The sequence below is a fragment of the Delftia sp. ZNC0008 genome (genome assembly GCF_000799035.1).
GTDB lineage: Bacteria > Pseudomonadota > Gammaproteobacteria > Burkholderiales > Burkholderiaceae_C > Comamonas > Comamonas tsuruhatensis.
In genome coordinates this window covers 1-21,403 of record NZ_JTKZ01000595.1, presented here as the reverse complement: position 1 = coordinate 21,403, position 21,403 = coordinate 1, and the positions used below count along the sequence as shown (strand labels likewise).

The following is a 21,403-nucleotide window of genomic DNA, read 5'->3' as shown; positions in this document are numbered from 1 at the left end:
CACTGGACGAATTGCTCGCGCAAGGGCCCCACGGCCTGCAGGCCGCGCAACAGGCGGCCGCCGCGGCCAGCAAGCGTTTGTCCCTGCAGGGGCTGGAGATCCTGCCGCCCGTGCTCAACCCGTCCAAGGCTTTCGCCATAGGGCTCAACTACGTGGACCATGCCGCCGAGAGCCATTTCGAGCTGCCCCGGCATCCTGTCATCTTCCAGCGCTATGCCTCCTCGTGGGTGGCGCATGGGCAGGCGCTGGAGCGCCCGCCTGTGTCCACCCAGTTCGACTACGAGGCCGAGCTGGTGGCGGTGATCGGCAAGGCCGGGCGCTATATCGACAAGGCCCGCGCGCTGGAGCATGTGGCCGGCTACTCGCTGTTCAACGATGGGTCGGTGCGCGACTACCAGGTTCGCTCCGCCCAGTGGCTGTGGGGTAAGAACTTCGACCGCAGCGGCGGTTTCGGACCCGAGTTCGTCACCGCCGACGAACTGCCGCCGGGCGCGGCCGGCCTGCGCATCCAGTGCCGGCTCAACGGCCAGGTGCTGCAGGACGCGAATACGCGCGACATGATCTTCGATGTGGCCACCCTGGTCGCGGCCTGCTCGCAGGGCATGGCGCTGCAGCCTGGCGACATCATCATCACGGGCACGCCCTCGGGCGTCGGTCTGGCGCGCAGCCCCCAGGTCTGGATGAAGGCGGGCGATGTCTGCGAGGTGGAGGTGGAGCGCATCGGAATTCTCCGCAATCCGATCGTCGATGCGCCGGCCCTGGACTGACGGCGAGCTGCGAGCTGCAGCGTCTGCGGCATCGGCTGATCACTGTGACGCGTCCATGAACGACCTCACCAGCAGGCTGTCGCTGCGCTCGCGCATGCAATAGACATAGGTGGTGGTGCTGGCCGGGTCGCCCGCGATGCGCAGCGGGCGAAAGCGCGGGTCGGGGATGAATTCGGCTTCGGACACGGCGCCCAGTCCCAGGCCGCGCGCCACGGCTTCGCGTATGGCTTCGCGGCTGCCGATCTCCAGTTCGGTGCGCGGCTGCACGCCGGCGGCCTGCAGCACCGATTCCAGCGCGGTGCGCGTGGTCGAGCCGTGCTCGCGCAGCAGCAAAGGCTGGCCCTGCAGTTCGGACAGCGCGATTTCGCTGCGCCGCGCGAAGGGATGGGCCACATGGGCGAACAGCACGATGGCGTGGCGCGCGTACTCGCGTGCCAGCAGCTCCGGGCGGTCGTAGAGGCCGGCGAGCACGGCCACGTCGGTGTCGTAGCGTTCCAGGTCGGCCAGCACCTGCTGCGAGTTGCCCATGCGGATGGACAGCTGCATGCCCGGGTGCCGTGCGCGGTAGGCGGCCACCATTTCGATCACATGGAAGGGCCCCACGGCGCCGATCTTGAGCTCGCCCTGGTGCAACTGCCCCGAGTCGCGCAGGAAGAATTCGGCCTCGGCCTCCAGCGCCATGATTTTCTGCGCCATGGGCAGCAGTCTGGCGCCTGCGCCAGTGAGCGTCATGCGGTAGCCGCGGCGGTGGAACAGCTCGATCTGGCTTTGGCGCTCCAGCGTGGCGATCTGCGTGGAGATGGTGGGCTGGCTCACGCCCAGTGCGCGGGCGGCGGCGCTGAGGCTGCCGTGGTGGGCGACGGCGATGAAGGCGCGGTAGCGGGCGTTGCTCACGAAAGTCGGTATCTCAAGGTTTTGTCTATGGATGCTGTCAAAACCGATTCTGAAACTTTCACATGGCAGAAATATGTCGCTCCTAGCATTCAGCCATCCCCACCCGCCTGGCGATTTGGCCGGCGATTCACGGATCCACCGATCTGCCGATGTGCCTGACCTGATGCAAAGGAACGCTCCCATGAAGATGAACCGCAAGACCTGGCTGCGCCATGCCGGTGCCGTGCTGGCCCTGGCCGCCACCGCCGCCACCGCTACCACTGCCGCCTTTGCCCAGAGCGCCGAGCTGCGCGTGGGCCTGATCCCTTCGGAGGACGCGCAGGCCATGATCCGCGCCAGCCAGCAGGTCATGGACCAGCTGGCCACCCGCACCGGCATGAAGGTGCGGCCCTTCGTGGCCAATGACTACAACGGCGTGATCGAGGCGCTGCGCTCCAACAAGATCGACATCGCCTTCCTCGGCCCGTTCTCGTACGTGCTGGCCAGCCAGGTGGCAGGCGCCGAGGCCTTTGCCGTGGCCGTGACCAAGAAGACGGGCAAGAGCGCGTACCACAGCATGGTGATCTCCCGCAAGGACAAGGGCCCGGCCAGCGTGGCCGATCTCAAGGGCCGCAGCTTTGCCTTTGTGGACCCGACCTCGGCGTCGGGCCACCTGTTTCCCAAGGCGGGGTTGATGGCCGAGGGCTTCGATGCGGACAAGGGCTTTTCGCGCGTGATCTTCTCGGGCTCGCACGACGCCAGCATCATGGCCGTGGCCAACGGCAAGGTGGATGCGGCGGCCGTGGCCGACCGCATCTTCGACTCGGCCGTGAACAAGGGCCTGGTCAAGCGCGAGGACTTCCAGATCGTCTGGCGCTCCCAGCCCATCCCCGAGTCGCCCATGACCTGGCGCAAGAACCTGGACGCCGGCACCAAGCAGAAGGTGGCTGCGGCCCTGGCCGAGGTCAAGGACCTGCCCTGGGGTGACCAGGGCGTGCTCGACGGCTTCGCGGCCACGGATGACAAGGCCTACGACGTGGTGCGCCAGACGGCCAAGGCCCTGAAGCTGGACCTCGGGAGCATGAAATGATCCGCATCCGCCAATTGCGCAAGAGCTATGGCAGCAACCATGTGCTGCATGGCATCGACCTGGATGTGCAGCCCGGCGAGTTCGTCGTCATGCTGGGCCTGTCGGGGGCCGGCAAGTCCACGCTGCTGCGCTGCATGAACGGCCTGGCCCGCGCCGACAGCGGCACGCTGGAGGTGGGCGGCATGGACCTGATGCTGGGCGGCGGCAGGCACAGCCGGCGCGAGCTGGCTCGCCACGTGGCCATGGTCTTCCAGCACCACAACCTGGTGCCGCGCCTGTCGGTGCGCAAGAACGTGCTGACCGGGCGCCTGGGCCAGACCGGCACCCTGGCCTCGGTGCTGCAGCTGTTCCGCGAAAGCGATATTCGCCTGGCCGACCAGTGCCTGGAGCGCGTGGGCCTGGCCCACAAGGCGCTGGAACGCACCGAGGCGCTGTCGGGCGGGCAGATGCAGCGCGTGGGCATTGCCCGCGCGCTGGCCCAGCAGCCCCAGGTCATCCTGGCCGACGAGCCCGTGGCCAGCCTGGACCCCAAGACCGCGCGCAGCGTGCTGCAGTACCTGCGTGATGCCACGCGCGAGCTGGGCATTGCCGTGGTCTGCAACCTGCACCAGGTGGACTACGCGCGGGAGTTCGGCGACCGCGTGCTGGGCCTGGCCCAGGGCCGCATGGTCTATGACGGATCGCCGCAGGCGCTGGACGAGGCCGCGCTGCAGGCCATCTACCATGCGCAGCCCACTGCAGGGCAAGGAGCAGGACAGGGCGCAGGGCAGGGCGCAGAACCGGACACACCTCCGGGCACGGCGGCCATAGGGCCTGCAGGCCTGCAGGCGCAGGCGCCGGTGCCTGCCTCGTGGATGCGGGCCAGCGCGCCCGCAGGAGGACTGTGATGACCAGCGCCAACTCCTGGAGCCCCGAGCCGCGCGACCGCTGGCAATGGACCGCGCCGCGCCCCCACGGCACCCTGGGCTGGACAGGCTATGCGGCTGCGGCCCTGGCCATCGCCTGGGTGCTGCACTGGAGCGCGGGCGGCGCGCAGATGAGCTGGGGCGAACTGGCGGCAGGCATGCCCCAGATCGCGGATTTCGTGGCGCGCTCCGTGCCGCCGGACTGGAGCATGCTGCCGCGCCTGATGGCGCCCGCGCTGGAGACGGTGCAGATCGCCATCTGGGGCACGCTGCTGTCCGTGGTGCTGGCGCTGCCGCTGTCCTTCATCGCGGCCAGCAACCTGCATGGCTGGCACTGGCTGCGGCGCATCACGCGTCAGTTCCTGAACGTGGTGCGCAGCATCAACGAGCTGATCCTGGCGCTGGTCTTTGTCTCGGCCGTGGGCCTGGGGCCGTTTCCCGGCGTGCTGGCCCTGGCCCTGCATGGCATGGGCATGCTGGGCAAGTTCTTCGCCGAGAGCATCGAAGAGATCGACGACGGCCCGCTGCAGGCCCTGCGCAGCGCAGGCGCCACGCAATTGCAGCTCATCGTCTTCGGCGTGATACCGCAGGCCATCACGGCCTGGATCGCGGTCGTGCTCTACCGCTTCGAGGTCAATCTGCGCTCGGCCACGGTGCTGGGCATGGTGGGCGCGGGCGGGCTGGGGTTCGAGCTGGTCGGCAGCCTCAAGCTGTTCCGCTACCAGGAGACGGCCACCTGCATCGTGGTCATCACCGTGATGGTGATCGCCGCCGATCTCGTCTCCCACTGGCTGCGCCGCCGCATCCAGCAGGGCACCCGCCATTGAGGGCAGCGCTTTTCCCGGCGCCCCCGTTTCATTCAAAGGACCGATTTGTGTGGACCTATCACAACCCCGTTGCCATCCATGCCGGCCCCGGCCGCCTGGACCGCCTGCCCGAGCTGCTGGCCGGGCGCGACTGCCTGCTGGTGACGTTTCCCGAGGCCGAATCCCTGGGCCTGGTGCAGCAACTGCGCCAACGGCTGGGCAGCCAGCTGCGCGGCGTGGTGGACGGCATTGCGCCCAACCCCGATGTGCAGTGGCTGGCCCCGCTGTATGACCGCGTGCACCGCGAATACGCCGAGGTCCCGTGCATCGTGGCCCTGGGCGGCGGCAGCGCCATCGACTCGGCCAAGGCGCTGATGTGCGCCACGCCCACGCGGCGTTTCGGCGAACTGCTGCAGGCCCTGGAGCATGGGCTGGCCCTGCCGGCCGCAGGCCACAAGGCGTTGATCGCCATTCCCACCACGGCCGGCACGGGCAGCGAGGTCACGCCCTGGGCCACGATCTGGGACCAGGCCGCTGGCCGCAAGCACTCGCTGCACCAGCACTGGACCTGGCCCGAGGCCGCCATCATCGACGCGCAGCTCATGCAAAGCCTGCCGGCCGGCGCCACGCTGGCCTCGGGGCTGGATGCGCTGTCGCATGCGCTGGAGTCCATCTGGAACCGGCACCGCAATCCCGTCTCCACCACCTTGGCCGTGGGCGCCGCGCGCCGCACCCTGGCCACGCTGCCCGCGCTGATGCAGGACCTCGGCAGCCTGCCGCTGCGAAGCCGCATGGCCGAGGCCGCCCTGATGGCCGGCCTGGCCTTCTCCAACACCCGCACGGCGCTGGCGCATTCGCTGTCCTACGACATCACGCTGCGCCATGGCGTGGCCCACGGCATTGCCTGCTCGTTCAGCCTGCCGCTGGTGCTGGAGATGGCCCTGGGCGCTGACGATGAGGCCGATGCGGCCCTGCTGTCCATCTTCGATGCCGCCACGGGCGAGCTGGCCGTGCAGCGCCTGCGCAACTTCCTCGAAGGCCTGGGCGTGGCCACCGATCCCGCCCACTACGGCGTGCCTGGGGATGAGTGGCAGCAGCTGCTGCAGTCGGCCGCATCCGGCCCGCGCGGGCGCAATTTCATCCGCACGCTGGAATGAACAGGCGCGTGCGGCCCTCTTCTGTTTGAACCTCTTTCCTAGTCAAAAAGCACCATGAACCACACCACCGTCTCCACCGCCGCCGCCGCCGATCTGTCGCCGCTGCAGGCCGTCATCTTCGACTGGGCCGGCACCCTGGTCGATTTCGGCTCGCTGGCGCCCACGCAGATCTTTGTCGAGGCCTTTGCCAGCTTCGGCATCACCATCACCCTGGCCCAGGCACGCGGCCCCATGGGCCTGTCCAAATGGCAGCACATCCACGAGCTGCTGCAGGACGAAGGCATCCGCGCGCAATGGCACAAGGCCTTCGGCCAGCCGCCTGGCGACGCCGACGTGGACGCCATCTACGCCCGCTTCATGCCCATGCAGATCGCCAAGGTCGGCGAGTTCTCGGCACCCATCGAAGGCGCGCCCGAGCTGCTGGGCTGGCTGCGCGCGCAGGGCCTGAAGGTGGGCTCGTGCTCGGGCTATCCGCGTGAAGTCCTGAACCAGCTGCTGCCGCAGGCAGCGGCCAACGGCCTGGCTCCTGACCATGTGGTGGCCGGCGATGAAATGGCTGCAGGCGGCCGCCCCGGCCCCTTCATGGCGCTGGCCAATGTGCTGGCGCTGGGCATCGGCGACGTGCGCGCCTGCGTGAAGGTGGACGACACCGTGCCCGGCATCGAGGAAGGCCGCAACGCCGGCATGTGGACCGTGGGCCTGACCCTGTCCGGCAACGAAGTCGGCTACTCCCCCGCCGAACTGGCCGCCGCCCCCGCCGAAGAAGTGCGCGAGCGCGTGGCCCGCGCCGAAGCCAAGCTGCGCGCAGCCGGCGCCCACCACGTGATCGCCAGCGTCAAGAACCTGCCGCAGGTACTGGAGCGTATTGCGCAGGACATGCGCGCTGGCCATAGGCCAGGTTGAGGCAAGCTGCCCTGCACCTGTTGGGCTTATCACCCTTTGAAACTGGCGCGGCCAAAAAAACAGGGACGCCGAGCAAGAGCCGCCTCGCGGCGATGGCGTCGTCCCCCTCCCGCGAAGCGAGAGAGGGCGCCGTGCACACGGGGGAAGGCGCGAAGCGCCTCAGGGGGTACTCAACTGCTCTGCATGATGGCGCAGATGGTCATCAATGAAGCTCTGGATGAAGTAGTAGCCGTGGTCGTAGCCCCCGTGGCGGCGCAGCGTCAGCGGCTGGCCGGCCTGGGCGCAGGCGGCCTCGAAGGCTTCGGGCAGCAGCTGCTTTTCGATCAGGAACTTGTCGGCCAGGCCCTGGTCCACGAGGATGCCGGCCGGGTAGGGCGCCTGGGTCTGGGCGGCCATCAGGCAGCTGGCGTCATGCGCTTCCCAAGCCTTGCGGTCATCGCCCAGATAGCCTGAGAAGGCTTTCTGGCCCCAGGGGCAGTTGACGGGGTTGGCGATGGGCGCGAAGGCCGACAGGCTCTTGAAGCGGCCCGGATGGCGCAGCGCCAGCGTGAGCGCGCCGTGGCCGCCCATGGAGTGGCCGAAGATGCCCAGCCGCTGCGCGTCGATGGGCAGGCGCGCGGCGATCAGCGGCAGCAGCTCGCCCAGCAGATAGCTTTCCATGCGCCAGTGCAGTGCCCAGGGCCTGGTGGTGGCGTCCAGGTAGAAGCCCGCGCCCACGCCGAAGTCCCAGGCATCGGCCTCGCCGGGCAGGCCTGCGCCGCGCGGGCTGGTGTCGGGCGCGATCAGGGCGATGCCCAGCTCGGCGGCCAGGCGCTGGGCGCCGGCCTTGGTCATGAAGGTCTCTTCGGTGCAGGTCAGCCCGGCCAGATAGAGCACGGCGGGCACCTTCTCGCCGGCCACGGCCTTGGGCGGCAGGAAGACCGAGAACTTCATGTTCAGGCCGATCTCGGCGGAGAAATGCTCGTAGAAACGCTGTGCGCCGCCGAAGCAGGCATGGGCGTTCTTGAGTTCCAGGGGCGGCAGTGCGGACATGGTGTTCCTCAAAAAAGAAAAATGCTACGAGCACCTTGGCAAGCGGTGCGTGCAGCATTCAAAGATGGGAGTTGATACGCTATACACGGTCAACGGCCCATGAAACTGGCGCTGCCCAGGCGAGAGGCGCCGAGCAAGAGCCGCCTCGCGGCGGGGGCGCCCAGCCGAGGGCATCGTCCCCCTCCCTCGCGTAGCGAGTAGAGAGGCGCCGTGCAACGGGGGAGGGCGCGCAGCGCCTCAGGGGGAGCTTCAGTACACGACGACGGAGCGGATGGACTTGCCTTCGTGCATCAGGTCAAAAGCCTCGTTGATCTCCGGCAGGCCCATGGTGTGCGTGACGAAGGGGGCCAGCTGGATCTCGCCGCTCATGGCCTGCTCGACCATGCCGGGCAGCTCGCTGCGGCCCTTGACGCCGCCGAAGGCCGTGCCCAGCCACTTGCGGCCCGTCACCAGCTGGAAGGGGCGTGTGGAGATTTCCTGGCCCGCGCCGGCCACGCCGATGATGACCGACTGGCCCCAGCCGCGGTGCGCGCATTCCAGGGCGGCACGCATCACGTTGACGTTGCCGATGCACTCGAAGCTGTGGTCCACGCCCCAGCCCGTCATCTCGACGATGACCTGCTGGATGGGCTTGTCGAAATCCTTGGGATTCACGCAGTCGGTGGCGCCGAAGGTACGGGCCAGGTCGAACTTGGAGGGGTTGGTGTCCACGGCGATGATGCGGCCGGCCTTGGCCAGCTTGGCGCCCTGGATCACGGCCAGGCCGATGCCGCCCAGGCCGAACACGGCCACGGTGTCGCCTTCCTGGACCTTGGCGGTGTTCTTGACGGCACCCAGGCCCGTGGTCACGCCGCAGCCCAGCAGGCAGACCTGCTCGGGGTTGGCATCGGGGTGGATCTTGGCCAGCGAGACTTCGGCGACCACGGTGTATTCGCTGAAGGTGGAGCAGCCCATGTAGTGGTAGATGGGCTCGCCGTTGTACGAAAAGCGCGTGGTGCCGTCGGGCATCACGCCCTTGCCCTGGGTGGCGCGCACGGAAACGCACAGGTTGGTCTTGCCGCTCTTGCAGAACAGGCATTCGCCGCATTCGGCGGTGTACAGCGGGATGACGTGGTCGCCGGGCTTGACGCTGGTCACGCCTTCGCCGACCTCGACGACGATGCCCGCGCCTTCATGGCCGAGCACGGCGGGGAAGATGCCTTCGGGGTCGTCGCCCGACAGCGTGAACGCGTCGGTGTGGCAGACGCCGGTGTGGGTGATCTTGATCAGGACCTCGCCCTTCTTCGGGGGGGCCACGTCGATCTCGACGATCTGCAGGGGTTCTCCAGCCTTGAAGGCGACGGCGGCTTTGGATTTCATGGGCGTGTCTTTCTGTCGGGGTGGCTCAGGAGCGGCAGTGCGCGCGCTCCGCGAAGCCTTGAATGTAGGCCATGGCCGGGCGGCCCGGCCACATCATGGCCGCAGCCTCAGGTGATATGTCCGAATCTGAGGGGTGTGGCCGGCGTCGGCCGGGCCTGCTGGCCGTGGGTGCTTGCGTCTTTTCGTATAGTCCGCCCCATTCTTTCCACCCTGACCGCCTCCGAGCCCGCCGTTTCCCATGGACCACCGCCACGCCAGCGCCCACCGCATCGATCTTGTCGTCTACCCCGGCTTCAAGGCGCTGGAGGCCATAGGGCCCATGTCGGTGTTCGACTATGCCAACGTGCACCTGCGCGCGCGGGGCCAGAGCGACGGCTACGAGGTGCGCGTGGTCTCGCAGCGGCAAGGGCCCGTGCGCTCGGACACGCTGATGTCGCTGGAGGCCACGCATACGCTGGCCGGGCTGGAGGCTGCAGGCATGGGCTGCACCGTGGTCGTCGTGGGCTCGCGCCATATCGAGCAGGTGCTGGGCGGCTCGGCCGAGCTGGTCGCCTGGCTGGGCCGCGTGGCGCCGCGCGTGCAGCGGCTGATTGCGCTGTGCTCGGGCAGCTTCTTCCTGGCCGAGGCGGGCTTGCTGGACGGCCGGCGCGCGGCCACGCACTGGAGCGTGACGGCGCAACTGGCCCAGCGCCATCCGCGCGTGCAGGTCGATGCCGATGCCATCTACCTGCGCGAGGAGATCCGCGATGGCGAAGGCAGCCGCCAACTGTGGACCTCGGCCGGCGTGACGGCCGGCATCGACCTGGCCCTGGCCGTGGTGGAAGAGGATTTCGGCCACGCGCTGGCGCTGGAGGTGGCGCGTGACCTGGTCATGTACCTCAAGCGTCCCGGTGGCCAGTCGCAGTTCAGCGTGCCGCTGGCGGCCCAGGCCGCGCAGCACGGCGGCGTGCAGGCCGTGCAGCAGTGGGTGATGGCCCATCTGGCCGAGCCTCTGACCCTTGCGCAGATGGCCGAGCAGGCGCACATGAGCGAGCGGCACCTGCGCCGCGTGTTCCAGCAGGAAACCGGGCAAAGCCCCACGGCCTTTGTGGAGAGCGCGCGGCTGGAGGCGGCCAAGCAACTGCTGGAAAGCCAGGCCCATCTGCCGCTCAAGACCGTGGCCGCGCGCGTGGGCCTGGGCTCGGAGCAGGCGCTGCGCCACCTGTTCGTGCGCCACCTGGGCATTACCCCGGTGGCGTACCGGGATCGCTTTGGCGGGCGCGGCGGCGCGGGCTGAACCGGAAACGCTCAGTTCTTTTTTGCGGTCTCGGCTGCTTCGGCGGCCGCGGCACGCAGCTTGTCTTTTTTGCTTGGGCGGCGGCCCTTGATGCCGCCGTTGCCGTCCTGGGCCACCGGGGGCGGCGGCACGGGCTCGGTGGGCTCGAAGCCCGGCAACTGCTCCAGTTCAAGGTCCAGCTGGTTGCGCTTGCAGATCAGCGCCCAGTGCGCCTGGTCGGCCGGCGTGACAAAGCTGATGGCCGTGCCATCCTCGCCCGCCCGGCCCGTGCGGCCGATGCGGTGCACATAGTCGGTGGCCGAGCGCGGCAGGTCGTAGTTGACGACCAGGGGCAGCTGGGTGATATCGATGCCGCGCGCCGCCAGGTCGGTGGTGATCATCACCTGCCAGCGCCTGGCCTTGAAGTCGGCCAGCGCTTCCTTGCGTGCGCCCTGGCTCAGGTCGCCATGGAAGGCCGTGGCGAAGATGCCGGCCTTGTAGAGCTTTTCCGCCACCAGTTCGGCCGTGTGGCGCGTGGCCACGAAGACCAGGGCGCGCTCCAGCGTGGCGGGGTCGGTGCCGGGCGCCGTCTCCCCCTGTACCAGTGTGCGCAGCAGCTGGGTGCGGCGCGCACGGTCCACGGCAATGGCGCGCTGGGCAATGCTCTGGGGGCTGTCGGCATCCTGGCCTTCGGCGGCATCGACGCGGGCCTGAACGGGATCGTGCAGCAGGCCTGTGGCCAGCGATTGCACGGCATCGGGATAGGTGGCCGAGAACAGCAGGGTCTGGCGCTGCTTCGGCAGCAGGGCCAGCACGCGCTGCAGCTCGTCCTGGAAGCCCAGGTCCAGCAGGCGGTCGGCCTCGTCCAGCACCAGGTGGCGCACGGCGGACAGGCGCACGGCGTTGTGCTCCACCAGGTCCAGCAGGCGGCCCGGCGTGGCCACCAGGAAGTCGGCACTGCCGCGCAGCATCATCATCTGCGGGTTGATGGACACGCCGCCATAGACCACGCCGATGCGCGGTGGCTGCTTGAGCGCGCGGCCCAGGTCGGACAGCGTCTCGCCCACCTGCTGGGCCAGCTCGCGCGTGGGCACCACGATCAGCGTGGTCAGGGTTCGCACAAAGCCGCCCTGGGCACCCTGGGCCTTGCCGCCATCCATCCAGCGCTGCAGCAGCGGCAGCAGGTAGGCGGCCGTCTTGCCCGAGCCCGTGGGCGCACAGGCCCAGAGGTCGCGGCCCGCAAGCACGGGGGCGATGGACTGGGTCTGTATGGGCGTGGGATCGACCAAGCCCAGGTCTTGGAGGCTGGAGACCAGCGCCGGGCTCAGGCCGAGGGAGGCAAAGTTCATGGTGTGCAGGAGTGGCTGGGGCCGGAACCCCGGCGCAAGAAAGGCCCGGCCACGAGGGCCGGGGGGGCATTGTCGGCGAAACCGCGCCGCTGCGTGAAGCAGGGGGCTTGGCCCGGCTGTCAGGCCAGGCGGCGCAGCCGGCCAGCGGGCCATTCACCAGGCCACCTGCCGTTGCAGCTGGGCCGGTGGCGCGTGCATGCCCAGGGATCGGGCATCGCCGAAATGAGTGCCCAGAAGATCGAATGGAGGCGGCTCATGGAGGAAGTCGTCCCTGCCTCTTCAGCTCCTTGAGCCGTCGTTCGGTTGCGCGGTCCAGGGCGTCCTGCAGCAGGTCCATCTTGCGTTTGTTGCAGGGTTGGCAGTCGTAGAAGCTTCCAGGTACTCCAATAGGGTCCAGCTTTTTGTTGGCCTCGAAAAGATTAATACGTCCTGTGGGTTCGATTCCCATGACGATGATTTTTCCGCTCTTGAACTTGACGGACGCTCCTCCTGAACACCCTGTTCTTTCCATATATTCACCGAAGTAGTGCTTCTCTGAAATTTTGCGCATGTGCTGCAGCGCATATCGCACATCCTCTTCGGTCAATATCACATCGTTGCAATCAAGCCAGTTCTTGTCTTCCCAAGAAGAGCCGCCTGAGGGCTCGATGATGTCGATTTTCTGTACTTGCCTGACTGGGTATCTGGCATCGGCCGCATGGAGCATCGATGCCATGGCCATGGCCGAAATCACAGTCACAGTGCGAAAGAAAATGAAGCTCATGGTGCCATTTCCCAGTTTGCGCCTTCTGCCTCGGACAGGTTCTTCCGGCTTACTTCAGGGTGCTTGAAGACTTCACTGGGCGATAGTTGCATGGAATCTTGCAGTGCTTCAACCAGCCATGTCAGAGCACGGTTTTGTGCCTCAGTCGGTGTGGGGTAGACGCCAAATTCTCCCCGAATCCCTTCCGGACTCAGTTCCTTTCGTCGCTGAGGGGGCTTGAACCCTTTCGGCAGCACAGCCCTGCCAACCATCTCGATGCCTATGGCTTCCATGTTGCTCGGATAGCGATCGCCAGGGGCTTTCATCATCTCGATGCGGTGCATTCCCTTTACGCCTGCTCCTTCATAGTCCTTGGCCCTGCATTTCCCCACAAGCAGGCATCTCGCCTTCAGCGGGCCCACATGGTTGGTGCGCTGGTAGATGGCCGCCGTCTGGTAGATGGTTCCGTCCTTGTCGATGAGAAAGTGTGCCGCATTGGCCTTCGGGTTTTTGTAGCTGTTCAGCGAAGACTGGGCCGTGTTGGCATCGGTCTGGTGCACGACGATGCCGGTGATGGCGGCGGTCCGCTTTCCTCTCTCGATGGCGGGGCTGCGCGCATTCTTGACGCGCGCATGGATGAGCATTCCGTCCTTGGTGATTTCGACAAGCATGTGAGTCCCGGGGTTGCGTTGAACGGCAGCGGGCATTGCGCTGCGCCTCCAGCCCGTTTCAGGGAGGGTCAACGGTCACCTTAGGGTAGATGTGATCAATCGAGATCCATGCCGCGATAGCCAGAATGGTGTTCCTAGGACTGGTGCGGCCTTCTGGAACGGTGGACTCGCCCATGAAAAAAGCCCCATGCAAAGGCATGGGGCTTTTGGGTGCCGGGCCGCTGAGGCCCGGACCTGCGATCAGCGCTGGCCGATCGGCTTGACGTCGCGGGACACGGAGCCCGTGAACAGCTGGCGGGGACGGCCGATCTTGTACTCGGGGTCGGCCATCTGCTCGTTGAGCTGGGCGATCCAGCCCACGGTGCGGGCCAGGGCGAAGATGCCGGTGAACAGGTTCACGGGCACGCCGATGGCGCGCTGCACGATGCCGGAGTAGAAGTCCACGTTCGGGTAGAGCTTGCGCTGCACGAAGTAGTCGTCTTCCAGGGCGATCTTCTCGACTTCCTTGGCCAGGGCGAACAGGGGGTCCTTTTCCAGGCCCAGTTCGGCCAGCACTTCATTGCAGGTTTCCTGCATGAGCTTGGCGCGGGGGTCGTAGTTCTTGTAGACGCGGTGGCCGAAGCCCATCAGCTTGACGCCGCTGTTCTTGTCCTTGACCTGTTCCATGAACTCGCCGACCTTGGCAACGCCGCCGTTGGCCTGCAGGTATTCCAGCATGTTCAGGCAGGCTTCGTTGGCGCCGCCGTGGGCAGGGCCCCACAGGCAGGCCACGCCGGCCGAGATGGCGGCGAAGGGGTTGGTGCCCGACGAGCCGCACAGACGCACGGTGGAGGTGGAGGCGTTTTGCTCGTGGTCTGCGTGCAGGATGAAGATGCGGTCCAGTGCGCGCTCGACCACGGGGTTCACCTTGAACTCCTCGCAGGGGTTGCCGAACATCATGCGCATGAAGTTGCCGGCGTAGCTCAGGTCGTTCTTGGGGTACATGTACGGCGCACCGATGCCGTACTTGTAGGCCATGGAGACCAGCGTGGGCATCTTGGCGATCAGGCGGATCGCGGCGATGTCGCGGTGCTCGGCGTTGTTGATGTCCATGTTGTCGTGGTAGAAGGCCGACATGCCGCCGACCAGACCCGTCAGGACGGCCATGGGGTGGGCGTCACGGCGGAAACCACGCAGGAAAAACTGCATCTGCTCGTTGACCATGGTGTGCTTGGTCACGCGCTCGACGAAGTCGGCCTTCTGCGACTCGTTGGGCAGCTCGCCGTACAGCAGCAGGTAGCAGGTCTCGAGGTAGTCGCAGTTCTTGGCCAGTTGCTCGATGGGGTAGCCGCGGTACAGCAGCTCGCCCTTGTCGCCATCGATGTAGGTGATGGCGGACTGGCACGAGGCGGTAGAGAGGAAGCCCGGGTCATAGGTGAACATGCCGGTCTGCGCGTACAGCTTGCGGATGTCCACCACGTCGGGACCGACGTTGCCCTGGTAGACGGGCAGCTCGACGCTGGGGGCGCCGTTGCTGAAAGACAGCGTTGCTTTGTTGTCTGCGAGTTTCATTTCCAAACTTCCTTCTCTAGATTGCCTAGCCTACTAGCGGGAGAGAACCGGGCTTGCGCTTGCGCACCAGTTCCAGAACTTCCCTGATTTCTTGGGTATCGAGTTCACCTTCAGGCTCCTTGCGACGCAAGAAGAGGTCCATCAGGTCGTTGTCTGCCAGGTCCATCAAGGCAGACAGACCGCTCGCGTGTCTCCGCGTGAGCTGGTCTCCGTAGGTGGCGAAGAACTGCGCGATGAACAGGTCGTTCTCGACCAGGCCGCGCCGGCAGCGCCAGCGCAGCAGGTCTCGCTCGCGTTCGTCGAGCAGAGTATTCGTCATGGTCATCAGATGGCCCGACGGACCATCAGTTCCTTGATCTTGCCAATGGCCTGCGTGGGGTTCAGGTGCTTGGGGCACACGTCCACGCAGTTCATGATGGTGTGGCAACGGAAGAGGCGGTACGGATCTTCCAGGTTGTCAAGGCGGTCACCCGTGGCCTCGTCGCGGCTGTCCGCGATGAAGCGGTAGGCCTGCAGCAGGCCGGCCGGGCCCACGAACTTGTCGGGGTTCCACCAGAAGCTGGGGCAGCTGGTGGAGCAGCTGGCGCACAGAATGCACTCGTACAGGCCGTTGAGCTCTTCGCGCTCTTCAGGCGACTGCAGGCGTTCCTTGGTGGGAGACGCGAAGCTGTCGTTCTGCAGGTACGGCTTGATCGAGTGGTACTGCTTGAAGAACTGCGTCATGTCCACGATCAGGTCGCGGATCACGGGCAGGCCGGGCAGGGGCTTGAGAACGATGTCGCCCTGCAGGGTCTTCATGTTCGTCAGGCAGGCCAGGCCGTTCTTGCCATTGATGTTCATCGCGTCCGAGCCGCACACGCCTTCGCGGCAGGAGCGGCGGAACGAGATGGAGGGGTCCATCTCCTTGAGCTTGACCAGGGCGTCCAGCAGCATGCGCTCGTGGCCGTCCAGCTCGACCTCGACGGTCTGCATGTAGGGCTTGGCATCCTTGTCCGGGTCGTAGCGGTAGATCTTGAAAGTGCGCTTCATTTGTCTGTTCTCTCGTGGGCTGCTGGATTAGAACGTGCGGACCTTGGGCGGCACGCTGTCCACCGTGAGGGGCTTCAGGTTCACGGGCTTGTAGTCCAGGCTGTTGGTGGCGCTGTACCACAGGGTGTGCTTGAGCCATTCCTTGTCATTGCGGCCCAGCGGGAACTCGGCGTGGTCGGCAGGATGCTCGTAGTCGTACACGGTGTGGGCGCCGCGGCATTCGTGGCGGGCAGCGGCCGAGATCATGGTGGCCTGGGCCACTTCGATCAGGTTGTCCACTTCCAGCGCTTCCATGCGGGCGGTGTTCCAGACCTTGGACTTGTCCTTGAGGGTCACGGAGCCCACGCGTTCGCGGATGGCGTTGATCTTGACTTCGCCTTCGTCCATGCTCTTTTGCGTGCGGAACACGCCGGCATGCTGCTGCATCGTGGCGCGGATGTCGCCAGCCAGGTCCTGGGCGTAGGTGCCTTCCTTGGAGTCGTCGAGCTGGTTCAGGCGCGTGAGCGTGCGCTCCGAGCCATCGGCCGGCACGGGCTTGTGGTCGCCGAAGCCGTTGACGAACTGCACGATGTGCTTGCCGGCCGACTTGCCGAAAACCAGCAGGTCCAGCAGCGAGTTCGTGCCCAGGCGGTTGGCGCCGTGCACCGACACGCACGAGCATTCGCCCACGGCATACAGGCCATTGACCACGTTGTTCTGCTGGCCGTCCCACACCACGACCTGGCCGTTGATGTTGGTGGGAATGCCGCCCATCTGGTAGTGGATGGTGGGCACCACGGGAATCGGTTCCTTGGTGATGTCCACGTTGGCGAAGTTGTGGCCGATCTCTTCCACCGAAGGCAGGCGCTTGCGGATGGTGTCGGCGCCCAGGTGGTCCAGCTTCATCAGGATGTAGTCCTTGTTGGGACCACAGCCACGGCCTTCCTTGATTTCCTGGTCCATGGAGCGGGACACGAAGTCACGCGGTGCCAGATCCTTCAGCGTGGGAGCGTAGCGCTCCATGAAGCGTTCGCCTTCGCTGTTGAGCAGGATGGCGCCTTCGCCACGGCAGCCTTCGGTCAGCAGCACGCCCGCGCCGGCCACGCCGGTGGGGTGGAACTGCCAGAACTCCATGTCCTGCAGCGGGATGCCTGCGCGTGCAGCCATGCCCAGGCCGTCGCCGGTGTTGATGAAGGCATTGGTCGATGCCTGGAAGATGCGGCCAGCGCCACCCGTGGCCAGCAGCACGGCCTTGGCGTGCAGCTCGTACAGGTCGCCGGTTTCCAGTTCGATGGCGGTCACGCCGACCACGTCGCCCTGGGTGTTGCGGATCAGGTCCAGTGCCATCCACTCCACGAAGAAGTTGGTCTTGGACTTGACGTTCTGCTGGTACAGCGTGTGCAGCATGGCGTGGCCGGTACGGTCGGCCGCGGCGCAGGCGCGCTGCACGGGCTTTTCACCGTAGTTGGCCGTGTGGCCGCCGAAGGGACGCTGGTAGATGGTGCCGTCGGGGTTGCGGTCAAACGGCATGCCGAAGTGTTCCAGCTCGATCACGACGTTGGGCGCTTCGCGGCACATGAACTCGATCGCATCCTGGTCGCCGAGCCAGTCGGAGCCCTTGATGGTGTCGTAGAAGTGGTAGTGCCAGTTGTCTTCGCTCATGTTGCCCAGCGAAGCGGACACGCCGCCCTGCGCGGCCACGGTGTGCGAGCGCGTGGGGAAGACCTTGGACAGCGAGGCCACGGACAGGCCGGCGCGCGACAGTTCCAGCGCGGCACGCAGGCCGGAGCCGCCAGCGCCAACGATGACGACGTCAAACTTGCGCTTGGTGATGTTTGCTTTGGAGTAGCTCATTCTTAACCTTCAATCGTGGAGACCGAGTCTCTATCAGATACGCCACAGGATCTGGATGCCCCAGCCGGCGCAGCCGACCAGCCAGACCAGGGTGAAAACGTTCAGCACCAGGCGCAGGCCCACGGGCTTGACGTAGTCCATCCAGATGTCGCGCACGCCGACCCAGACGTGCCAGGCCAGCGAGACGATCACGGCGAAGGTCAGGAACTTCATCCACTGCGGGGCAAAGATGCCGGCCCACAGGTCATAGCCGACGGAGCCGGTGCTGAAGATCAGCTTGGCCAGCAGCACGATGGTGAACAGTGCCATCAGCACGCCGGTGACGCGCTGCACCATCCAGTCGCGGATGCCGTAGTGCGCACCGACCACGGTGCGCTTGGAGCCGTAATTCACGGACATGGTTCTTTTTCCTTATCGTGAGGGGAGATCGTCTATCAGTACAGGCCGAACAGCTTGGCGCCCAGGATCAGGGTCAGGCCCACGCTCAGCACCAGCACCACCAGGGCGGAGGTCTTGCCGAACTGCTTGTTGACCGCATGGTGGTTCACGTCCATGAACAGGTGGCGCAGGCCGGCGCAGAAGTGGTGCAGGTAGGCCCAGATCAATGCCAGGCACACGAGCTTGAGGAACCATCCGAAGGGACCCGCGAAAACCGAGGTGAAGCCGTCGAAGGAGATCTCGGAGGTCAGCGACATGTCCATCATCCACAGGATGAAAGGCAGCAGGATGAACATCAGCAGGCCGCTGATGCGGTGCAGGATGGACACGATGCCGGCCGGCGGCAACCGGTAGGTGGGGAGGTCCTTGAAGAAGTTGATGTTGCGGAACTCTGGCCGCTTTTTGGCTTGCTCAGTCATGGCAGGGTACTTTCGTGGATGTAACTGCTTCGTAATCGCTCAGGGGCGGCGATGCAAAATTCTATTGCAATGCAATAAAAACAGCTTTGCTGGGAATTGCGTATTTTCGCCCGCTTCTCTGGGGAACGGATCGTTCAGCTCAACGCGTTGCGGTAGTGATGGGTGTCGGTGCGGTACAGGCCACGGCGTAACTCCATGGGAACATCGTTGTATGTGTAAGCGGTGCGCTCCACGCTCAGCAGGGGCGTGGTGCTGGGCACGTCCAGCAGCAGGGCCTGTTCGGCCTCGGGCAGGACGGCGCGGATCTTTTCGTCGGCGCGCACCATGCGCACGCCGTAGTCCAGCTCGAACATGGCGTAGGTGGGGCCCTGGTAGGCGGACATCTGCTCGGCGGTCAGGCCCTTGAAGGCGTGGCCCGGCAGCCAGATGTCTTCCAAAATGGTCGGGATTGCGGAGAACGACAGCACGCGGCGCACGTGCATCACGGCATCGCCGCTGCGCAGCGCCAGGCCGCGCGCCACGTCGGCCGATGCGCGCAGGCGCCGGCAGTCGATGATGCGGCGCTCGGCACGGCCCTCGCCCTGCTGGTCGCCGGCGTCGGGCTGCAGCTTGAGGAAGCGGTACTGCACATGCTGGGCCGCGTGGGTGGCCACGAAGGTGCCCTTGCCCTGGCGGCGCATCACCAGGTTTTCCGCGGCCAGCTCGTCGATGGCCTTGCGCACCGTGCCCTGGCTCACGCGAAAGCGCGCCGCCAGCTCCATCTCGCTGGGGATCAGCTCGCCGGGCCGCCATTCGCCTGCTTCAAGGCTTTGCAGTATCAGTCCCTTGATCTGCTGGTACAGCGGGCTGAAGGCCGGGGTCGATGCGCCCGCGCCGATGGTGGCAGCGGCGGTTTCAGAGGCGAGGGGAGGCAGGGCTGGCATGGGAAAGTTCGGGGTGGGAGGCTCCCGGCGACGCAGATGAAAGACTTGGAAACAGACGTCGATCATATCTTATATAAGACATAAGACAAATTGACCGGGCTCCGAAATCGGGAGTACACTTTCGCGTTGTTTGCGGAGCACGGGCTGCTGGTTTCTGACGCTGGTGCGACCTGGCGCCGATAACACCTGATTTTTTCCCCATCCCTGGAGTTTCATCATGAGCAAGAAGCCCGTTCGTGTCGCCGTCACCGGTGCCGCCGGTCAAATTGGTTACGCCCTGCTGTTTCGCATCGCCTCCGGCGAAATGCTGGGTAAGGACCAGCCCGTCATTCTGCAACTGCTGGAGATTCCCGACGAGAAGGCCCAGAACGCGCTCAAGGGCGTGATCATGGAACTCGAAGACTGCGCCTTCCCCCTGCTGGCCGGCATCGAAGCCCACTCCGACCCCCTGCAAGCCTTCAAGGACACCGACTACGCCCTGCTGGTCGGCGCGCGTCCCCGCGGCCCCGGCATGGAACGTGCCGACCTGCTGGCTGCCAACGCACAGATCTTCACGGCCCAGGGCAAGGCGCTGAACGCGGTGGCCTCGCGCAACGTGAAGGTGCTGGTCGTCGGCAACCCCGCCAACACCAACGCCTACATCGCCATGAAGTCGGCTCCGGACCTGCCGGCCAAGAACTTCACCGCCATGCTGCGCCTGGACCACAACCGCGCTGCATCGCAGCTGGCTGCCAAGGCCGGTTTCAAGGTCGGCGACATCCGCAAGCTGACCGTCTGGGGCAACCACTCGCCCACGATGTACGCCGACTACCGCTTCGCCACCGTCAACGGTGAAAGCGTCAAGGCCAAGATCAACGACCAGGCCTGGAACAAGGACGTGTTCCTGCCCACCGTCGGCAAGCGTGGCGCCGCCATCATTGCAGCGCGCGGCCTGTCCTCGGCTGCCTCGGCTGCCAACGCTGCCATCGACCACATGCGCGACTGGGCCCTGGGCTCGGGCGGCGAATGGGTCACCATGGGCGTGCCCTCCAACGGCGAATACGGCATCCCCGCCGGCATCGTCTTCGGCTTCCCGGTCACCACCGAGAACGGCGAGTACAAGATCGTCGAAGGCCTGGAAATCGACGCCTTCTCGCAAGAGTGCATCGACAAGACCCTGGCCGAGCTGCAAGGCGAACAGGACGGCGTCAAGCACCTGCTGTAAGCCGCCGGCAAGCCATGCTCGACTGGAATCCCGCGCTTTACCTGCGTTTCGCCAATGAGCGTACGCGCCCCGCAGCCGAGCTGCTGGCGCGTGTGCCCTTGGCCCAGGCCCGCCATGTGGTGGACCTGGGATGCGGGCCGGGCAATTCCACCGAGCTGCTTGCACAGCGCTATGCCGGTGCCACGATCACCGGCATAGACAACTCCCAGGCGATGCTGGCCACCGCGCGCCAGCATCTGCCTGAGGCCCGCTTCGCGCTGGCCGACATTGCTTGCTGGACGCCCGCCCCCGGCGAGAGCGCTCCCGACCTGATTTATGCCAATGCCTCCCTCCAGTGGGTGGGGGAGCATGAAACGCTGATACCCCGCCTGTTCGCCCAACTGGCGCCAGGGGGCGTGCTGGCGATACAGATGCCCGACAACCGGCAGGAAGCCACGCACCGCGTGATGCGCGAGATCGCCAGCCTGCCCAAGTTTGCCGCCTACATCGGCGATGCCGCCAAGGTGCGGGCCGACATCCTGCCCATCCGCAGCTACTACGACCTGCTGGCCGGACCGCAGGAGCAGGCCGGCGTCGAGGCCGGCGCCGTCGATGTCTGGCACACCGTCTACCAGCATCCCATGGACTCGGCCGGCGCCATCGTCCAGTGGCTGCGCGGCACCGGCCTCAAGCCTTTCGTCGAGGGCCTGCCCGAAGCCCTGCAGGCCGACTTCCTCACCGAATACGAAAACCGCGTGGACGCCGCCTACGGCGTGCGCGCCGACGGCCGGCGCCTGCTGGCCTTCCCCCGCCTGTTCATCGTCGCCCAGCGCAAGCCATGACCGCCGCCACGTCCACACCCTCTCGCGCACACCCGGCCCAGGTGCTGCTCGATGCGCAGGGCGGTGCCCTGCACCTGCCCGTCTGCGACCACTACAGCGGCGTGGAAGTGCGCATGCGCAAGAGCCTGCAGCTGCAGGCCGAGATGATGGCCGAGTTCGGCACCTGCGTGTTCGACGTCACGCTGGACTGCGAGGACGGTGCCCCCGTGGGCCAGGAGGCGGCCCATGCGCGCCTGGTGGCCTCGCTGGCGCGCGATGCCGCGCCCGGCGCCCGCG

22 protein-coding genes and 1 pseudogene are annotated in these 21,403 nt (G+C 66.3%); 10 read left to right on the top strand and 13 right to left on the bottom strand.

Annotation, left to right across the window (positions count from 1 at the left end; genetic code table 11):
• Positions 1–767 (top strand): fumarylacetoacetate hydrolase family protein (locus tag L995_RS19675; RefSeq protein WP_047473114.1); only part of this gene is annotated, 767 nt, incomplete at its 5' end.
• A gap of 39 nt (positions 768–806) precedes the next feature.
• Here the strand turns inward: L995_RS19675 and L995_RS19670 are convergent.
• Complete coding sequence (locus tag L995_RS19670) at positions 807–1,661, bottom strand: LysR substrate-binding domain-containing protein (protein WP_047473111.1); 855 nt, start codon at positions 1,659–1,661, stop codon at positions 807–809.
• 181 nt (positions 1,662–1,842) lie between these two features.
• Between L995_RS19670 and phnD the strand changes: the two genes are divergently transcribed.
• The 5 genes from phnD to phnX are packed head-to-tail and all read left to right on the top strand — an operon-like array spanning position 1,843 to position 6,501.
• A complete protein-coding gene (gene phnD / locus L995_RS19665; protein ID WP_047473110.1) occupies positions 1,843–2,730 on the top strand; it encodes a phosphonate ABC transporter substrate-binding protein in 888 nt (295 codons plus the stop codon).
• Positions 2,727–3,617 (top strand): phosphonate ABC transporter ATP-binding protein, encoded by an 891-nt coding sequence (gene phnC / locus L995_RS19660; RefSeq protein ID WP_047473108.1) that lies wholly within the window; start codon positions 2,727–2,729, stop codon positions 3,615–3,617. Before phnD ends, phnC begins: the two co-directional genes overlap by 4 nt.
• Positions 3,617–4,462, top strand: coding sequence for a phosphonate ABC transporter, permease protein PhnE (phnE, locus tag L995_RS19655; RefSeq protein ID WP_016450190.1), 846 nt, complete (start codon positions 3,617–3,619; stop codon positions 4,460–4,462). The genes phnC and phnE overlap by 1 nt, the downstream gene beginning before the upstream one ends.
• 47 nt (positions 4,463–4,509) lie before the next feature.
• Positions 4,510–5,598, top strand: a complete 1,089-nt coding sequence (gene psrA / locus L995_RS19650) for an iron-containing alcohol dehydrogenase PsrA (RefSeq protein ID WP_047473107.1) — start codon at positions 4,510–4,512, stop codon at positions 5,596–5,598.
• A 54-nt stretch (positions 5,599–5,652) separates the two neighbouring features.
• Positions 5,653–6,501 (top strand): phosphonoacetaldehyde hydrolase, encoded by an 849-nt coding sequence (gene phnX / locus L995_RS19645; RefSeq protein WP_047473105.1) that lies wholly within the window; start codon positions 5,653–5,655, stop codon positions 6,499–6,501.
• A gap of 159 nt (positions 6,502–6,660) precedes the next feature.
• On the opposite strand, the gene fghA is transcribed toward phnX, so the two are convergent.
• Together fghA and L995_RS19635 are read right to left on the bottom strand one after the other, a co-directional pair.
• Positions 6,661–7,533, bottom strand: coding sequence for an S-formylglutathione hydrolase (gene fghA / locus L995_RS19640; RefSeq protein ID WP_046240405.1), 873 nt, complete (start codon positions 7,531–7,533; stop codon positions 6,661–6,663).
• 249 nt (positions 7,534–7,782) lie between these two features.
• Positions 7,783–8,892 carry an S-(hydroxymethyl)glutathione dehydrogenase/class III alcohol dehydrogenase gene (locus tag L995_RS19635; protein ID WP_012204334.1) on the bottom strand — a complete coding sequence of 370 codons (1,110 nt, stop codon included), beginning with the start codon at positions 8,890–8,892 and terminating at the stop codon, positions 7,783–7,785.
• A gap of 238 nt (positions 8,893–9,130) precedes the next feature.
• Between L995_RS19635 and L995_RS19630 the strand changes: the two genes are divergently transcribed.
• Positions 9,131–10,168: a GlxA family transcriptional regulator gene (locus tag L995_RS19630; RefSeq protein WP_016450194.1), complete on the top strand. Its 1,038-nt coding sequence runs from the start codon at positions 9,131–9,133 to the stop codon at positions 10,166–10,168.
• An 11-nt stretch (positions 10,169–10,179) separates the two neighbouring features.
• Here the strand turns inward: L995_RS19630 and L995_RS19625 are convergent, their stop codons facing one another.
• The 10 genes from L995_RS19625 to L995_RS19580 form a co-directional block, all read right to left on the bottom strand.
• Complete coding sequence (locus tag L995_RS19625) at positions 10,180–11,496, bottom strand: DEAD/DEAH box helicase (protein WP_047473103.1); 1,317 nt, start codon at positions 11,494–11,496, stop codon at positions 10,180–10,182.
• A gap of 253 nt (positions 11,497–11,749) precedes the next feature.
• Complete coding sequence (locus L995_RS19620; RefSeq protein WP_016450196.1) at positions 11,750–12,259, bottom strand: hypothetical protein; 510 nt, start codon at positions 12,257–12,259, stop codon at positions 11,750–11,752.
• Positions 12,256–12,909 carry a peptidoglycan recognition protein family protein gene (locus L995_RS19615; RefSeq protein WP_227469545.1) on the bottom strand — a complete coding sequence of 218 codons (654 nt, stop codon included), beginning with the start codon at positions 12,907–12,909 and terminating at the stop codon, positions 12,256–12,258. The genes L995_RS19620 and L995_RS19615 overlap by 4 nt, the downstream gene beginning before the upstream one ends.
• Before the next feature lie 240 nt (positions 12,910–13,149).
• Complete coding sequence (locus L995_RS19610; RefSeq protein WP_016450198.1) at positions 13,150–14,460, bottom strand: citrate synthase; 1,311 nt, start codon at positions 14,458–14,460, stop codon at positions 13,150–13,152.
• 25 nt (positions 14,461–14,485) lie between these two features.
• Positions 14,486–14,785 (bottom strand): FAD assembly factor SdhE, encoded by a 300-nt coding sequence (locus tag L995_RS19605; RefSeq protein WP_012204343.1) that lies wholly within the window; start codon positions 14,783–14,785, stop codon positions 14,486–14,488.
• Positions 14,785–15,489, bottom strand: a complete 705-nt coding sequence (locus tag L995_RS19600) for a succinate dehydrogenase iron-sulfur subunit (protein WP_012204344.1) — start codon at positions 15,487–15,489, stop codon at positions 14,785–14,787. Before L995_RS19600 ends, L995_RS19605 begins: the two co-directional genes overlap by 1 nt.
• Before the next feature lie 27 nt (positions 15,490–15,516).
• On the bottom strand, positions 15,517–17,322 hold the full coding sequence (gene sdhA, locus L995_RS19595; RefSeq protein ID WP_016450199.1) for a succinate dehydrogenase flavoprotein subunit: 1,806 nt from the start codon (positions 17,320–17,322) through the stop codon (positions 15,517–15,519).
• A gap of 33 nt (positions 17,323–17,355) precedes the next feature.
• Positions 17,356–17,721 (bottom strand): succinate dehydrogenase, hydrophobic membrane anchor protein, encoded by a 366-nt coding sequence (gene sdhD / locus L995_RS19590; protein ID WP_012204346.1) that lies wholly within the window; start codon positions 17,719–17,721, stop codon positions 17,356–17,358.
• Positions 17,722–17,756: 35 nt separating this feature from the next.
• On the bottom strand, positions 17,757–18,179 hold the full coding sequence (gene sdhC / locus L995_RS19585) for a succinate dehydrogenase, cytochrome b556 subunit (RefSeq protein WP_016450200.1): 423 nt from the start codon (positions 18,177–18,179) through the stop codon (positions 17,757–17,759).
• 134 nt (positions 18,180–18,313) lie between these two features.
• Positions 18,314–19,102 (bottom strand): GntR family transcriptional regulator, encoded by a 789-nt coding sequence (locus L995_RS19580; protein WP_016450201.1) that lies wholly within the window; start codon positions 19,100–19,102, stop codon positions 18,314–18,316.
• 217 nt (positions 19,103–19,319) lie between these two features.
• Here L995_RS19580 and L995_RS19575 point away from each other — a divergent pair, with 217 nt between their 5' ends.
• The 3 genes and pseudogenes from L995_RS19575 to L995_RS19565 all read left to right on the top strand — a co-directional run.
• Complete coding sequence (locus L995_RS19575) at positions 19,320–20,306, top strand: malate dehydrogenase (RefSeq protein ID WP_012204349.1); 987 nt, start codon at positions 19,320–19,322, stop codon at positions 20,304–20,306.
• A 14-nt stretch (positions 20,307–20,320) separates the two neighbouring features.
• Positions 20,321–21,127: a trans-aconitate 2-methyltransferase gene (gene tam, locus L995_RS19570; RefSeq protein WP_047473101.1), complete on the top strand. Its 807-nt coding sequence runs from the start codon at positions 20,321–20,323 to the stop codon at positions 21,125–21,127.
• Positions 21,124–21,403 (top strand): annotated as a pseudogene (locus tag L995_RS19565) (CoA ester lyase); the annotation flags it as partial. The gene tam and the pseudogene L995_RS19565, both read left to right, overlap by 4 nt.